The 13,440-nt window shown below is 62.8% G+C and carries 12 protein-coding genes and 1 tRNA gene; 6 read left to right on the forward strand and 7 right to left on the reverse strand.

The features are described 5' to 3' along the window. Positions 1 to 2: 2 nt before the first annotated feature. Both ACWFSR_RS04020 and ACWFSR_RS04025 read left to right on the forward strand, forming a co-directional pair. A tRNA-Met gene (locus ACWFSR_RS04020) sits at positions 3 to 79 on the forward strand. Positions 80 to 249: 170 nt separating this feature from the next. Next, a complete protein-coding gene (locus ACWFSR_RS04025) occupies positions 250 to 1,200 on the forward strand; it encodes an SDR family NAD(P)-dependent oxidoreductase (protein ID WP_447523119.1) in 951 nt (316 codons plus the stop codon). Between the two features lie 10 nt (positions 1,201 to 1,210). On the opposite strand, the gene ACWFSR_RS04030 is transcribed toward ACWFSR_RS04025, so the two are convergent. The 3 genes from ACWFSR_RS04030 to ACWFSR_RS04040 all read right to left on the reverse strand — a co-directional run bounded on the left by ACWFSR_RS04030 (position 1,211) and on the right by ACWFSR_RS04040 (position 5,620). Further along, a complete protein-coding gene (locus tag ACWFSR_RS04030; protein WP_447523120.1) occupies positions 1,211 to 3,130 on the reverse strand; it encodes a threonine/serine exporter family protein in 1,920 nt (639 codons plus the stop codon). Positions 3,131 to 3,282: 152 nt separating this feature from the next. Further along, positions 3,283 to 4,878 (reverse strand): DUF7507 domain-containing protein, encoded by a 1,596-nt coding sequence (locus tag ACWFSR_RS04035; protein WP_447523121.1) that lies wholly within the window; start codon positions 4,876 to 4,878, stop codon positions 3,283 to 3,285. Between the two features lie 130 nt (positions 4,879 to 5,008). Continuing rightward, on the reverse strand, positions 5,009 to 5,620 hold the full coding sequence (locus tag ACWFSR_RS04040; RefSeq protein WP_197110251.1) for a TetR/AcrR family transcriptional regulator: 612 nt from the start codon (positions 5,618 to 5,620) through the stop codon (positions 5,009 to 5,011). A gap of 104 nt (positions 5,621 to 5,724) precedes the next feature. Between ACWFSR_RS04040 and ACWFSR_RS04045 the strand changes: the two genes are divergently transcribed. After that, positions 5,725 to 6,117: a VOC family protein gene (locus tag ACWFSR_RS04045; protein ID WP_447523122.1), complete on the forward strand. Its 393-nt coding sequence runs from the start codon at positions 5,725 to 5,727 to the stop codon at positions 6,115 to 6,117. On the opposite strand, the gene ACWFSR_RS04050 is transcribed toward ACWFSR_RS04045, so the two are convergent. Then, positions 6,114 to 6,386 (reverse strand): hypothetical protein, encoded by a 273-nt coding sequence (locus ACWFSR_RS04050; RefSeq protein ID WP_197107327.1) that lies wholly within the window; start codon positions 6,384 to 6,386, stop codon positions 6,114 to 6,116. The two genes, ACWFSR_RS04045 and ACWFSR_RS04050, sit on opposite strands and share 4 nt — an antisense overlap. A 112-nt stretch (positions 6,387 to 6,498) precedes the next feature. On the opposite strand from ACWFSR_RS04050, the gene nadE reads away from it, so the two are divergent. Genes nadE through ACWFSR_RS04065 form a run of 3 tightly spaced genes read left to right on the forward strand, consistent with a single transcriptional unit; the run spans position 6,499 to position 9,554 of the window. Then, positions 6,499 to 7,323, forward strand: a complete 825-nt coding sequence (nadE, locus tag ACWFSR_RS04055) for an ammonia-dependent NAD(+) synthetase (protein ID WP_447523123.1) — start codon at positions 6,499 to 6,501, stop codon at positions 7,321 to 7,323. A 39-nt stretch (positions 7,324 to 7,362) separates the two neighbouring features. Then, complete coding sequence (locus ACWFSR_RS04060; RefSeq protein WP_447523124.1) at positions 7,363 to 8,040, forward strand: ABC transporter ATP-binding protein; 678 nt, start codon at positions 7,363 to 7,365, stop codon at positions 8,038 to 8,040. Next, positions 8,040 to 9,554 carry a hypothetical protein gene (locus ACWFSR_RS04065; RefSeq protein WP_447523125.1) on the forward strand — a complete coding sequence of 505 codons (1,515 nt, stop codon included), beginning with the start codon at positions 8,040 to 8,042 and terminating at the stop codon, positions 9,552 to 9,554. The genes ACWFSR_RS04060 and ACWFSR_RS04065 overlap by 1 nt, the downstream gene beginning before the upstream one ends. A 44-nt stretch (positions 9,555 to 9,598) precedes the next feature. Here ACWFSR_RS04065 and ACWFSR_RS04070 read toward each other — a convergent pair whose 3' ends face one another. The 3 genes from ACWFSR_RS04070 to ACWFSR_RS04080 all read right to left on the reverse strand — a co-directional run bounded on the left by ACWFSR_RS04070 (position 9,599) and on the right by ACWFSR_RS04080 (position 13,425). Further along, positions 9,599 to 11,827 (reverse strand): S9 family peptidase, encoded by a 2,229-nt coding sequence (locus tag ACWFSR_RS04070; protein ID WP_447523126.1) that lies wholly within the window; start codon positions 11,825 to 11,827, stop codon positions 9,599 to 9,601. A gap of 66 nt (positions 11,828 to 11,893) precedes the next feature. After that, the gene (locus tag ACWFSR_RS04075) at positions 11,894 to 12,637 is read right to left on the reverse strand and encodes a FadR/GntR family transcriptional regulator (protein WP_447523127.1); all 744 of its coding nucleotides are present in this window, start codon (positions 12,635 to 12,637) and stop codon (positions 11,894 to 11,896) included. After that, a complete protein-coding gene (locus ACWFSR_RS04080) occupies positions 12,637 to 13,425 on the reverse strand; it encodes a 3-oxoacyl-ACP reductase (protein WP_197107321.1) in 789 nt (262 codons plus the stop codon). The genes ACWFSR_RS04075 and ACWFSR_RS04080 overlap by 1 nt, the downstream gene beginning before the upstream one ends. Positions 13,426 to 13,440 lie beyond the last annotated feature (15 nt).

Raw genomic sequence — 13,440 nt, forward strand, 5'->3', positions numbered from 1 at the left:
GCCGCGGGGTGGAGCAGTTCGGTAGCTCGCTGGGCTCATAACCCAGAGGTCGCAGGTTCAAATCCTGTCCCCGCAACCACGTAAAGAATCCCGGTCTCATTGAGACCGGGATTTTTGCGTTAACGAGCTCAGGCAGCGCATTCGGATGCGGGATCCGCCCGCGGGTGTGAGATTCTTGGCTGCACTGTTCTCGCTGGTCGCCGGTTCTGCGACGCTTTTCGACGGTGTGTGACCAGAGAGAGACTCACGATGAATCCCCACGCACGCATGACCGCCCTCGTCACAGGTGCAAGCTCCGGTGTGGGCTGGGAAGCCGCAGCGCAACTCGCCGAGGCAGGCTACGGCCGCATCATCATCACGGCGCGCACGGACGAGAAAGTCGCGGAGGCTGGGGTTTCACTCAGTGCACGAGTTCCCGGCGCTCAGTTTGTGCCCGTGACTCTCGACCTTGACGACTTCAGCTCCGTCTCTCTGGCTGCCGAAACCGTCATCGCCGACGGCACTGCTATCGACGCTCTCATCCTCAACGCGGGCGTCGCCTCCACGACGCAATTGCGCCGAACATCGGCGGGCATCGAACAGATCATGTCAGCCACGCTCACCGGCCACCACGCGTTTACTATGCACCTGCTCCGGGGCGGGATGCTGAGCGCCCACGCGCGCATCATCATTGCCGGGTCGGAGGCCGCGCGCGGAGATGTTCCCTCGTTCACGGTCGTTGACGTTGCTGAGTTGGCTGCGGCATCCTTCGATGGTGATCTGGAATGCGCGATCGAGGCCGTTCTTCGCGCAGAGCCACCCCTGAAATACAGCAACAACAGTCAGTATGCGACGGCCAAGACGTTTGCTGTCTGGTGGGCGAAAGAGCTCGCCACCCAACTTCCCGCAGGCATTACGGTGAACGCGGTGTCGCCAGGCAACACTCCGGATACGAAAGCGTCGCGGGGGATGCCCGCGATCATGCGCAGAGTGCTGCTGCCGCTCATGAAACTCATTCCTGGTGTCTCACACAGCGTTCCGACGGCGGCTGCTCGCTACCTCCGCGCGATCGAATTCTCGGATGAGGTGACCGGCGCCTTCTTCGCGTCACCGCCGAAGAAAATGACGGGACCGCTCACCGCCGCGACCCAGAGTCATTTCACGAACCCGGACGGGCAGCGCGCGCTGTGGAACGTGTTGGAAAAGGTGACGACTCAGTAAGGTTCGGCGGCTATTTGTCGGCCGCGGGTTCAACCGCGGGTTCAGCGTCCTGTTCACCGTCGTGCTGATGGGTTGGTGCCGACACCGTCACTGGCTCGGTCGCGGGAGCGGGCTCAAGGAAGTCGAAGAGCTGCGGGATGCGTTGGTCTCGTAGCGAGCTTGAAGCGGCAAGGCCGATGAGCACGCCCAAGGCGATTGCGATCATCGTTCCGACGGTCGTGACGAGGCTGCTGAACGCTCCTGTGTTGCCGCCTAAGACCTCTGTGACGCCCACGAGGCCCAGCGCCCCCGGTACGAGCAACCAGAACGCAGGGAGGAAGCTGACGATGGCGGGAGGCCCGCTGCGGTGTCGGGCGACGAGAACCGCGACGGGAGTCATGGCAATGGCACCGATGAGAGCCGAGAGCACGCCGCCGAACAGCACGTCACCAATTACTTGGGCGCCGTAGGCAACGTAGAGCACGAGCATGATCCACGGAATGGATGTGGGCCGAGCGCACTGATAAACCGTGATGCCTAGTCCAAACACGGCGACCGCGACCCACGGGGCGATCGGGCCGAGTGGCTCGCTCGACACATCGAGATTGATCGTAGGAACTCCCACGAGGGCGCCGGCGGACACTATGCCGACGGCGAGCAGCAGTAGCCGCATGGCTCCGGCTGCGGCGCGGGCGGAACCCGACATGATGTGGCCGGTCGCAAGCTCGATCACAGCTGTCGTGAGCAGCCCACCCGGCAACAGGATGACGAGAGGGGCCACGAGCGACGGCAGCACTCCGGAGTCCGCGGAGATGCGGGCTACAAGCAGCACAATCAGTGACGAGCCGAGCGCTGCCCCCACAATGACGAGAGCCGTGTAGGCGGAGGGGAGTCGTTCGCCAAGCAAGAGCAGCGTGCCGACGCCGAGGCCAAGAACCGCAGCTAACAGCACTCCCAGCCATGACGATCCCAAAAGAACCGAGATTGCTGCTGACGTGAGGGCATAGGCGAAGACTCGTTGAACAGGAGAAAACGGTGCAGAAAGCTCTCGTACCTTGGCGAGCTGGCGAGTTACCCACGCGCTAGAGCCAGCCCGAACCCGCCCCACTTTGACGACGCGGTCAATCACGTCAACATGGTGAAGTAAATAGGAACGTCGGCCAGCCGAGACGGCGCGGGTCTGGGCAGAGCCGTCGGCATCCAACGACACCAATATCGCCGTCGGAAACACGATGACTTCAGCGGAGGGATACCCGTTTGCGGTGGCCACATCCTGCACCGCAGAACGAACCATGCTGACGGGATAGCCGCTGTCGATCATCGCTTCACCGACATCCGCCAATGAATCGAGCACCACACCAGCGGAGGTATTTCTGTCGCGCAACGGTGCTGCCGGTGCGGCAGTGTGCTCTGGGAGGGAGCGCCGGCGAAGGGCGAGCCAGAGCACAAAGAGGCTCGCGGCCAGCACAGCGATTGCGATCAGTAGTGACGTGAGCGAAACGGTGGAGGTCGCAACGCTTGGCGGTGTTGCCGGCAGGGGAACAACCTCGACCTCATCGACCGGAGTCTCGACCGGCGTGGGCGTGACGCTGGGGGTCGGAGTAGCGGTCTCGGAGGGGACCGGAGTGGGGGTGGGAATCGAAGTGGAAGGGGCAGTCGGTGTTGGGAGTGGATCGAGCGTAGAAGTCGGGCTCGGAGTGATCGTCGCTGGGGGAGTCTCTGGCGCTCCGGGGTCAAGCGCATCGGGGTCGTCGACAGCGGCCACGGCGGTGCCGCTCGCTGTGGCGTTGATCGAGAAGGCCGGCGAGAACGCTGACGCGAACGCAGACGCAGACGCAGACGCAGGGGAGGCGGGTGCGGCCGCCGCCGGTGCGGCTAACGCGAGTGCTGCGGCAGAGCAGGCAGCGACGACGAGCACTCGAAGAGTCAGTCGGCGCAGCGCGTGTCTCATGCTCCAGTGTCCTCCGTTGTAGACAAACCGGTGTGTATGAAACGTACGCGGAATCGTCGACAACAGCGAATGTGGATCGCCTAGTACGCCTCATGGTGCTTGTGTTTCCGAGCCGTGGAGGTCGGGCGAGACGGGAGTTGTCTCCGCTGAACTTACTGACGTCGCCGTGCTGGGTTTCGGCGGACGGCGAGCAGCGTCGACCCCGCGATGAGCAGGAAGGCTGCCGCGAGAGTCGTGTGTGTGGCGTCCGAGCCGGTTGCCGGCAGTAAAGCTCCAGCGAAACGGATGGTGGTGGCATCTGATGCGAGTGAAAGCTGATCGGATGCCACCATTGCGACGCTCGAGAAGTCGGCTCCGACATCCGTGACTATCAAGGTTGCTGTGCAGATCGCCGTAGCGCCAGGGAGAAGGTCAGCGGGCATTGCCGAACAGTCGAACGACAGAGTCGGCAAAGTGCTGGTGACGACGATGTTCTCGAGCGTCGTATTGCCGGTGTTGGTTGCCGAAACGGTGAACGCCACGGTATCGCCGGCGGCAGTATAAGTCGTGGTGTTTGCGCTCTGAGCGAGGTCGAGCGCGGGTGCCTGATTGATCGTGGTTGTGGCGGTATCTGCGGCCGAGGTGACCGTCTCATTCCAGACCTTGCCGGATGCGGTAGCTGAGTTGGTGTAGCTGCCCGCGTCAATGTCGTCTTGGGTTACGGCATGCTCGGCGGTGCAGATCATCGTCTCGGTCGCCGCGAGGGCATTCGCGGGGCAGGACAGGTTGTGCGCTCCCGCGTCGGTGACGGCGACGTTGCCGAGTGCGAGCGTTCCTGAGTTGGTGACGAGGAAGCTGTAGTCGATGTCGTCGCCCACGGCGGTCGCGCCCGCGGGCAACGGGGTCGCTGTCTTCGCGATGGTGAGTTCCGCAGTGCCATCAACGACCGAGGGACCGATGAAGCTCATCCCTTCCGCGACGGCGGTTCCTGTCTCGTGTTCGTCTCCGACAATGACCACCATGCGTGCGACCGGAGTCGTGAGGTCAGCGGTGAATCCGATCCAGCGTGTGCTGCGGTTGCCACAGCCGTCAGGGTCAGTGCCGCAGAGGCTTTGGTCGCCGCTGGGAACGACTTCTTCTTCAGAAAGGAGAAGGTCATCGGTGTCGTAGAGGCGCACGAGCGCTGGCACGCCCGACCCGTCGGTGCGCGTCTCAAGGTCACCGAACCAACCGCCGAAGGCGAGTACGCCCGTGGAGAAGGTGAATTCGAAAGCATCACGGGTGTTTGCTTCTTGCGAATTGCCGCCGGATGCCCCGTAGCTGAAGCCAGCGCCGTTTGTGCAGCCGCTATTGCCATCGAGAAGTGACGGCCGGGGTGAGCTGCTCTGAAGCGTGTTGCCGCTGCCCGTGCATTGTGCGATCCCCGAGTTCGGACTGATGCCGACATACGTTGTTGTGGCGCCGGGCGTGTACATGGTGCGTTCAACGGAGACGGTCGTGCCCCCGGCGGTAGTTGCAATTACTCCTGACAGCGGGTCGTTGTGGGTTCCGTTGATGACGAGAGGCGCGGGAACGGTTCCGCCACGCGCGGTGATGGCGGCGCCCCAGGCATCGCGAAGGGTGGTGGCGGCAGCACGACCGGCAATGTTGTTTCCGGATGCTTCGGCCGAGACGTTCGCATAGGTGGCAGCGGATGCCGGCGTAGCGACGAGCGCAACGAGCGAGGTCGCGAGGGCAGCGACGAGTGCAGTTTTAATCGGGTACTTCACAGTGAATCCTTTAGCGTGAAGTCGCTTCGGGTGCGACGATCACCCCACAACTCTAGCGATCACGAAGCGACCAGACCACCGCCCAATTCGGGTGTCCGCGATTATCTGGCGAGCTAGCAGGCGGGGAGGCCTAGCGCCAGGTGTCGACGAGCGCGTGGATGGAGGCAAACGCAGAATGCACGTGCTCGGCACCAGCTTGGGAGCGGATGGTGACTTGAAGCCCGAAGAACAACAGCGAGAGCATGTCGGCTCGTTGCGCGGTCAGCTCGTCATTCTCGGTCGAACCGGGGAACGCGAGGGCTGCGAGAGCCGTCATCTGCGCGTGAAGAGCACGGCTGTTCTCGACGGAGAAGTCTTCGTAGCCTGGCGTGCTGCCCCGCAATTCGTTCGCACTCATCACCATGAGGCAGCCCCAACTGCCCTCGTCGGTGCCCGCGAATTCTTCAAACTTGTCGAAGAAAGTGTGGATGCCGGCAATGCCGGTCCCGGATTCAGCGCGCAGCTGCGCGAGCATCGCCATGCGCTCGCCGAGGTAGCGCCGAAGCACGGTCGCGAAGAGTTCCTCTTTGCTTCCGAAGGTGCGGTACAGGCTGGGTTTGTGAACCCCGCTGGCTTCAACAATGTCTGTCATGGAGGTATTGCCGTAACCCTGCTGCCAGAACAGCGCGGTGAGCTGGTTGAGCACAGCTTCTTCGTCGAACGCTCGAGGGCGGCCAGCGGTTGGTGTTAATGTGGTGCTCATTCATCCACTCTACGTCCATTCGTGGATATTTAGAACCCACCGGTATCAAAACAATCGTGTGCCGTTCAGGACGTGTCGTTGGTGAAAAACGGAGGGAAAGACCGATGACCAGTTCGTTAGACAACGTAGAAGCGATCACGGTGTTTGCGGATGACATTCCTGCATCCCGAGAGTTCTACACCACCGTCTTTGCCGCGCCCATCCTCTTTGAAGACGACGTCTCGGTCGCGCTGCGCGTTGGTGCCATCGTGATCAACGTCTTAGCGCGAACCGAAGCCCCCGCGTTGATAGCGCCCGAGCCGATCGCAGAAGCGAGAGCAGCAGCATCCGTAATGCTGACAGTGAATGTACCCGATGTGGATGCCGCGTGTGCTGCTGTGCGCGAGCATGGCGTCGAGCTCGTCAACGGCCCCATTGATCGGCCGTGGGGTCGTCGTACTGCCGTGTTTCTCGACCCGTCTGGGCTGCCGTGGGAGATCGCGCAGGAGCTGGCTTAGCTCGCGCGCGTTCCCCCAGAAGTGCGCTCGATCTTCAGCATGACGAGTGCGCCGACGATCAATACCGGGCCGACGAGGCGTGCGATCTGAGTGAGAAACTCGACCCCACCGGCAAGGCCGCTTGCGAACTGCGAAGCGAGCGGGAAGCCGATCGATTGCGCGGCCCAATAAAGGTTGGGAATCACGAAGTTGCCCAGAACGAATCCCACGATGAGCAGGCCGAGCCCTGTCCAAAACGCAATCTTGGGGCGAAGTAGTTGGTCGATCATCCGGAGCTCCTGTGTTTCGTGGGCGTAACAGTTTCAGGCTAACCCGCCGAGAGTCTGCGGCGCAGTAAAAATGAACAATCCTAATGACACCGCTCCGGGTTAGATTTAACGCATGACTTCGTTGCAGGCGCGCATCATTTCCGAGTTGAACACCCAAGCCACGATCGACCCTGCTGGACAGATTCGCCGGCGCATTGAGTTTCTCAAGGAATATCTCACGGCTTCGCACGCCAAGGGCCTCGTCTTGGGCATCAGCGGTGGTCAGGATTCGTCGCTTGCCGGGCGAATCTGTCAGCTTGCCGTCACTGAACTGCGAGCGGAGGGTATCGAAGCACAGTTCGTGGCCGTGCGGCTGCCGCACGGTGTGCAGCACGACGAAGACGATGCGCAACTGGCGCTCGACTTTATTGAGGCTGACCGCGAAGTGACCTTCAACATCCAGCGGGCTGTTGACGGCATCGCCGCCGAATTCGCGGATGCGATGGGCGAGCCGATTACAGACTTCAACAAGGGCAACGTGAAGGCACGCGAGCGCATGGTGGCGCAGTACGCGATTGCGGGGCAGCTCGGCTACCTCGTGGTCGGAACAGACCATGCGGCCGAAGCCGTCACAGGCTTCTTCACCAAGTTCGGTGATGGTGGTGCTGATGTGTTGCCGCTCACGGGCCTCACGAAGCGCCAGGGCAAGCAGCTGCTCAAGCACCTCAATGCTCCCGAGCGCCTCTATGAAAAGGTGCCGACCGCCGACCTGCTCGACCACACGCCCGGCCAGGCCGACGAAGCCAACCTGGGCGTCACCTACGAGCACATCGACGACTACCTTGAGGGCCTCGAAGTGCCCGCCGAGGCCGCCGCCGATATCGAGAAGAAGTTCCTCAACACTCGCCACAAGCGTGCGGTGCCGGTGTCGATGTACGACGAGTGGTGGACTGACTAGCAGGAGCATTTTTCGCACCCTCTAGCTACACTGGATTTCATGGGGAAATCTCAGGACACGGCAGCAGTTGCGGGAGCTGACGGGAGTTTCGGCATCCGAGTCGACTCCCTTGCTGTTCGCATCGATGACGTGCCGCTCTTGGAGTCGGTGTCGTTCGACATCTCGCCAGGCACTGCAGCGGCCATCATCGGCGCCAATGGTGCCGGGAAAACCACGTTGCTGCGAGTGCTCGCTGGCCTGATTGCGCCAACAACGGGAAGCGCGCACGTCGGTGAGCTGCCAGCGGATGAGCGAAGCCCGGCTTTTCGACGAATGGTGGCGGGTCATATCGGCCACACCTCGTTCGCCCGCGATCTCACCCTCGACGAGCAACTGACCATGGTCGGCGTCTCGTGGGGTGCGGAGGTTCCTGTCGCTCGCGAGCGGGCCGCAGTGCTGCTCGATGACTTCGGCCTTACTCGCCTGCGAACGCGCTTCGCCCACGAACTCTCGTCGGGCCAAACCCAGATGTTCTCCTTGGCTCTCGCAATCGCACGGCCCTTCGACGTGCTGCTGCTCGACGAGCCAGAACAGCGACTCGACAAGGAACGCCGAAGCCAGGTCGCCCGCATCCTGAGAGGTCTCGTCGCTGAGGGCACGACACTGCTCTTTGCCTCGCACAACGCGAAACTGATCGACGCTGTGAGCGGCAGCACTGTTGCATTGACACGCTCGTAATGGCATCCGATCCGACGCTTCGGCGTCTGCAGCAACTGCGCCGCGACCGGCAGGCACAGAGTGAGAGCGAACTCACGTACGTGATCTATATGAGCGTGTTGCTTCTGCTCATTGTTGGCGTACCCATTATTCGGATGGCGGTGCTTGGCCTTGCCACTCCCGACGTGATGGCCCTAGTGGCGAGCCCAACCGCGCCGGCGGTGCTCTCCGCGATCACCGGGTTGCTCTTTGCCGGACTTGTCGTGGTCGGACGCGCTCGCGGACCAGCGGTCATGGATCTGTTCCGCAGCAACGTCGTCGCGAGCAATCATCTGCCTCGCCGTCACACACTGCGGCGCCCGTTTCTTATCTCGGCCTCACAACTCGTGGTGGCGCTCACCGCGGTCGCGCTGGTCCTCGCTTCTGCGCTCGCAGTGGCGGGCGCGGCGACAGCGCTCTCCGTCATCGCGTTCGTAGCGGCGACAGTACTGATCGGCATCCTTGCCTCAATTGCGTGGTTGCTCGGCCAGAGCGTGTCGACGCCCACCTCACAACAAGTAGCGGCGGCGCTCGCAGTGGCGTCACTCGGCATGGCAGCGATTCCGGGCGGACTGGCCGCAACGCCGTGGGGCTGGTTTGCACTGCTCTACCCTGGCGCCGCGCTTCCGGCGTGGCCAGCGTTTGTGGCGTTGGTGGTGATGGCGATCATCGCCGCCCTCGCTATTCCGCGACTCTTGGACAGCATCCGCGGTCCTGAATTGAGAGCTCAGGCGCAGCGCTGGAGCAGCGCCGCCACGTTCAGTGCGACAGCCGACCTTGCGGGAGCATTCGCAGAGTTTCGGAGCCTTCCGACCGCGGGTCGTCGTTGGAGAGCAGTGCGGAATGTGCCAATGCCCGTACTGATGTTCGTGCGTGATCTTGTTGGCTCGCTGCGTTCTCCCGAACGACCCATCGTTGCGGCGCTGTCGCTGCTCGTCTCAGGGTTCGTGCTCGCGAGCATGAGTGCTGTGCCCGCGACGGTTGCGTGGGCACCGGCCCTACTCGGCGGAATCATTGCGTTTCTCGCGCTCGGCGTGTGGAGCGATGGCTTTCGCCACGCCGCCGATACCGCTGTCGCAGTGCCGCTTTACGGTTTCGGTGTAGCGAAAGAGTTCGCGCTGCACGCGCTGCTTCCGGTGGCCGGGGTGTTCGTTTTCGTGGGCTCGGGAGCTCTGGCCGCGACTGCTACCGGTGCGTCGCTCCTGAGCGTTGCTATGGCGGTCGTATTCGCGCTGTTTGTCATCACCGTTCGAATGATGAACGCCACTAAGGGGCAAATGCCGATCGAACTCCTCGCACCTATCCCTACCGCGGCAGGAGACCTTTCTGGCGTGCTGATCGTGCTCTGGCAGGCTGACGCGGTGCTGCTCGTCAGCGTCGCGAGCATCGTGTTGGCGTCAAGTTGGCTCAGCGCACCGCTGCTCTTTGCAATGCTTCCGATTGCCAGCACAATCGTGCTCTGGCTGGCGAGTCGAAACATCGCTGCTGCTCGCTGACGCGGAGCGCTCCCGATCAGCTCGCTGACGAGGAGACTTCCCGATCAGCCCACTGAGTCGCGCGTCACATCCACCATCCACGCGTAGTTGAAGGCACGCTCGCGCCACGCGTCGTAGCGACCGGAGACGCCGCCGTGGCCTGCCGCCATCTCGGTCTTGAGCAGAGCATCCGCTCCCACCTCGCGCAGTCGGGCAACCCATTTGGCCGGCTCGACGTAGAGCACGCGCGTGTCATTGAGCGAGGTCACGGCGAGGATGCGCGGGTAGTGAGTGTCGTGCACATTCTCGATGGGGGAATACGACTTCATGTAGTAGTAAACCTCCTCGTTGTGCAGGGGGTCACCCCACTCGTCCCACTCGATGACGGTCAGCGGCAGCGAGGGGTCAAGGATCGAGGTGAGCGGGTCGACGAAGGGGACGACCGCGAGGATGCCCGAGAACAGTTGCGGGGCCAGGTTCGCGACGGCACCCATGAGCAGACCGCCGGCGCTTCCGCCCTCAGCAACGAGTCGATCGCTTGACGTGACATCGGTGTCGATGAGGTGATGGGCGCACGCGACAAAGTCGGTGAACGTGTTGCGCTTGTGCAGCTTCTTGCCGCCCTCGTACCAGGTGCGGCCCAGTTCGCCACCGCCGCGCACGTGGGCGACCGCGAACACCATGCCGCGGTCGAGCAGGCTCAGGCGGGCAGCGGTAAAGCCCGGGTCAATGCTGATCTCGTACGAGCCGTAGCCGTAGAGCACGGTCGGGGCCGGGGTGCCGGGCACCACGAGGTCGTTGCGGTACACGAGGGAGATCGGCACGCGAGTGCCGTCGGAGGCCGTGGCCCACTCGCGACGCTGGGTGTATAGCGCGGGATCAAAGCGGCCAAGCACCGGCTGCTGTTTGCGCACGACGAGTTCGTTGTCATCCACGAGGTAGTCGTAGACGATCGTCGGGGTCACGAAACTGCCATAGCTGAGACGGATGCTCGGCTGATTCCATTCGGGGTTGGAGCTGAGGCCAACGGTGAAAAGTTCGTCGTCGAACTTCAGTTCATGCGGAATGTCTTCGTAGCGTCCGCCATGCTTCGGAACGATCGCAATCGCCACGCGGGTGAGACCCTCGCGGCGGTACTCGATGGCCACAAAGTCCTTGAAGGCATCCACGCCCTCGAGGCGCACGGCTTCATTGTGGGGGAGGATCACGCGGCGCTCGCCGAGGGGATCCGCCGCCGCAACACTCACGAGCTCGAAGTTGATTGCATCCTTGTTGTGCACAATCAGCAGACGATCTTGCGTGCCAACCACCACGTGCTCGACGTCGTACTCGACGCCGACTTCGCGCGGCCAGACGACCTCGAACTCACCGGTCGGGTCGCTCGTGTCGAGCAGTCGCGTCTCGCTCGTCAGGCGTGAACCGGCCTCGATCGCCAGATACTTGCCACTGCGCGAACGCCCAACGCCCACCCAGAAACTCTCGTCGGGCTCATGAAACACCTGCACCGCGGATGCCGCAGCAGTGCCCAGTTCGTAGCGCCAGACGGTATCGGGGCGCCACGCATCATCAACCGTCGTATAGAAGACGTACTTGCCCGTGGCATCCAAGAGCGCGCCACCCGCGGTGCCCGGAATCTCGTCCGGAAGGTCATCGGCGGAGCTGAAGCGGATGACGGTCCCAGCGTCGGAGGGGCCGCTCGTGTCAGCGCTCGCTGCAGCGGCATCACCGAGCTGGCGCACGCGCAACGTGTACCGCTCGTCGCCTTCGATGTCGACACCGTAGAGCAACAGGGTTCCGTCGTCGCTGAGCGAGAACGAGCCGAGGCTGAAGAAGTCGTGCCCCTCTGCTTCGACGTTGTTGTCGAGAAGGATCTGCTCACCGGGGAGCGTCGTGGGAGCGGCGGCAGCGGCATCCGTGGCAGCACCCTCAGCGTCACCAGCCACAGGCTCGGCAATCGTCGGCGGAGTCCAGTCGTCGTCGGCCGCAATCGGCGCGCGGCAATGGATCGCGTACTGCTTGCCCTCTTCGGTGCGGCTGAAATACCACCACTGCCCACGGCGAACCGGAACGCTCAGATCGGTCTCCTGCGTGCGGGCCTTGATCTCTTCAAAGATCTGCTCCTGCAACACGCTCAGGTGACTCGTGCGCGCAGCGGTGAACGCGTTCTCGGCGTGGAGATGCGCGAGGGTGTCGGGGCTCTCTTTGTCGCGCATCCACTCGTAATTGTCGACGTAGTGGTCGCCATGCTGGATGCGTTCGGTGGGAACCTTCGCGGCTTCAGGTGGGGTGAGCATGCCTTCAGCGTATGCCGGATTTCTGAGTAGCGGGAGTGCCCGCAACGTGAATCGGAGCTTCGGCCGCTACTCGAGGAAGCCGCGCAGCAAGAGCGCCGTGCCCGCGAGGTGTTCACTCATTGCTTGGGCGGCAGCATCCGGACGTCCGGTCAGAATCGCAATGGCTATTTGTTCGTGCTGAGTGTTGGAGTGCGCGATGTTGGGGCCGAGCGAGGGGATGCTGTCGAGCAACTCATTGACGCGCATCCGTACATCGGCAATCAACGGAGTGAGGGAAGCAGAACCGGCGAGCTCGCCCACCATGAGGTGAAAGCGCGAATCGAGCCGGCGGTATTCTTCGTCGCTTGCGGCATTCGCGTTGCTCAGGCTCTGCCAGAGAAGTTCTCGCTCAGTGGGAGTGAGGGCGCGACCTGCAGCCGCGCGCGCTCCGCCGACTTCGAGGATCTCCCGCAGGGTGAGCGTGTCTTCGATCACTTCGGGGGTGAGCGGGCGTGCTGGCCCCACCGAGTCGTCTGAGGGTGAGCCCGGAATATGTGTCGGCAGCACGTCGCTGACAAATGTTCCCCCATAGCGACCGCGTCGCGACACGAGATAGCCAGCGTCGCTGAGCGAGGCGATAGCGTCACGCACGGTGTCTCGACTAACCGAGAGCATCGTGGCGAGTTCTCGTTCAGCGGGCAAACGTTCGCCGGGAGCGACCAGCCCAAGACGAACTGTCTGAAGGAGGCGCTGAACGGTCTCCTCGAAAGAGTTGCCCCCGCGCACCGGGCGCAGCAGCAACTCTCCGTGGAGACCGGTCGGCTCATCCATTACAGCGGTGTCGTGTAGGCAGAGCTGATGCCACCATCGACGATGAACGTCGACGCGGTGATGAATGAAGAGTCATCGCTGGCAAGGAACGCAACCGCGGCTGCGAGTTCGTCTGCTTCGGCGAAACGGCCCATGGGGATGTGGACGAGACGACGAGCGGCACGTTCCGGGTCTTTTGCGAAAAGTTCTTGAAGCAGGGGAGTGCTCGTGGGGCCAGGGCAGAGTGCATTGACTCGAATTCCCTCCCGGGCGAACTGCACGCCCAACTCACGACTCATCGCCAGCACGCCACCTTTGGAAGCGGTGTACGAAATCTGGCTGGTCGCTGATCCCATAATAGCGACGAAGGATGCCGTGTTAATGATCGAGCCCTTGCCCTGCTTGACCATGTGCCGCAGAGCCGCGCGGCAGCACAGGTACACAGACTTGAGATTGACGTCTTGAACCTTTTCCCACGCCGGCAGTTCGGTCGTCACGATCGAGTCATCCTCTGGCGGGGAAATCCCGGCGTTGTTGAAGGCGATGTCGACTGAGCCGTAGGTGCTGGCGGTGGTGTCGAAGAGGGCGTTCACCTGCGCCTCATCCGTCACGTTGACTTTGATGAAGTGGCCGCCAACAAGTTCAGCGGCCGCGAGACCCGTCGTCTCGTCCATGTCGCCGATGACGACGGTGGCGCCCTCGGCGGCGAAGCGGCGCGCGGTGGCCAGGCCGATGCCGCTCGCTCCGCCGGTAATGACGGCCACTTTGCCTGCGAGGCGCTGCGTGAGGTCAAGAGGGGTAATGGTCATGTGATGCTCCTTGGA

It is taken from the genome of Salinibacterium sp. NYA9b (genome assembly GCF_976973725.1).

Excerpts from the sequence above, each read along its gene's own strand:
- ACWFSR_RS04025 (WP_447523119.1), top strand. The coding sequence starts at position 250 with ATGAATCCCCACGCACGCATGACCGCCCTCGTCACAGGTGCAAGCTCC.
- ACWFSR_RS04030 (WP_447523120.1), bottom strand. The coding sequence starts at position 3,130 with ATGAGACACGCGCTGCGCCGACTGACTCTTCGAGTGCTCGTCGTCGCT.
- ACWFSR_RS04040 (WP_197110251.1), bottom strand. The coding sequence starts at position 5,620 with ATGAGCACCACATTAACACCAACCGCTGGCCGCCCTCGAGCGTTCGAC.
- ACWFSR_RS04045 (WP_447523122.1), top strand. The coding sequence starts at position 5,725 with ATGACCAGTTCGTTAGACAACGTAGAAGCGATCACGGTGTTTGCGGAT.
- ACWFSR_RS04050 (WP_197107327.1), bottom strand. The coding sequence starts at position 6,386 with ATGATCGACCAACTACTTCGCCCCAAGATTGCGTTTTGGACAGGGCTC.
- nadE (WP_447523123.1), top strand. The coding sequence starts at position 6,499 with ATGACTTCGTTGCAGGCGCGCATCATTTCCGAGTTGAACACCCAAGCC.
- ACWFSR_RS04060 (WP_447523124.1), top strand. The coding sequence starts at position 7,363 with ATGGGGAAATCTCAGGACACGGCAGCAGTTGCGGGAGCTGACGGGAGT.
- ACWFSR_RS04065 (WP_447523125.1), top strand. The coding sequence starts at position 8,040 with ATGGCATCCGATCCGACGCTTCGGCGTCTGCAGCAACTGCGCCGCGAC.
- ACWFSR_RS04070 (WP_447523126.1), bottom strand. The coding sequence starts at position 11,827 with ATGCTCACCCCACCTGAAGCCGCGAAGGTTCCCACCGAACGCATCCAG.
- ACWFSR_RS04075 (WP_447523127.1), bottom strand. The coding sequence starts at position 12,637 with ATGGATGAGCCGACCGGTCTCCACGGAGAGTTGCTGCTGCGCCCGGTG.
- ACWFSR_RS04080 (WP_197107321.1), bottom strand. The coding sequence starts at position 13,425 with ATGACCATTACCCCTCTTGACCTCACGCAGCGCCTCGCAGGCAAAGTG.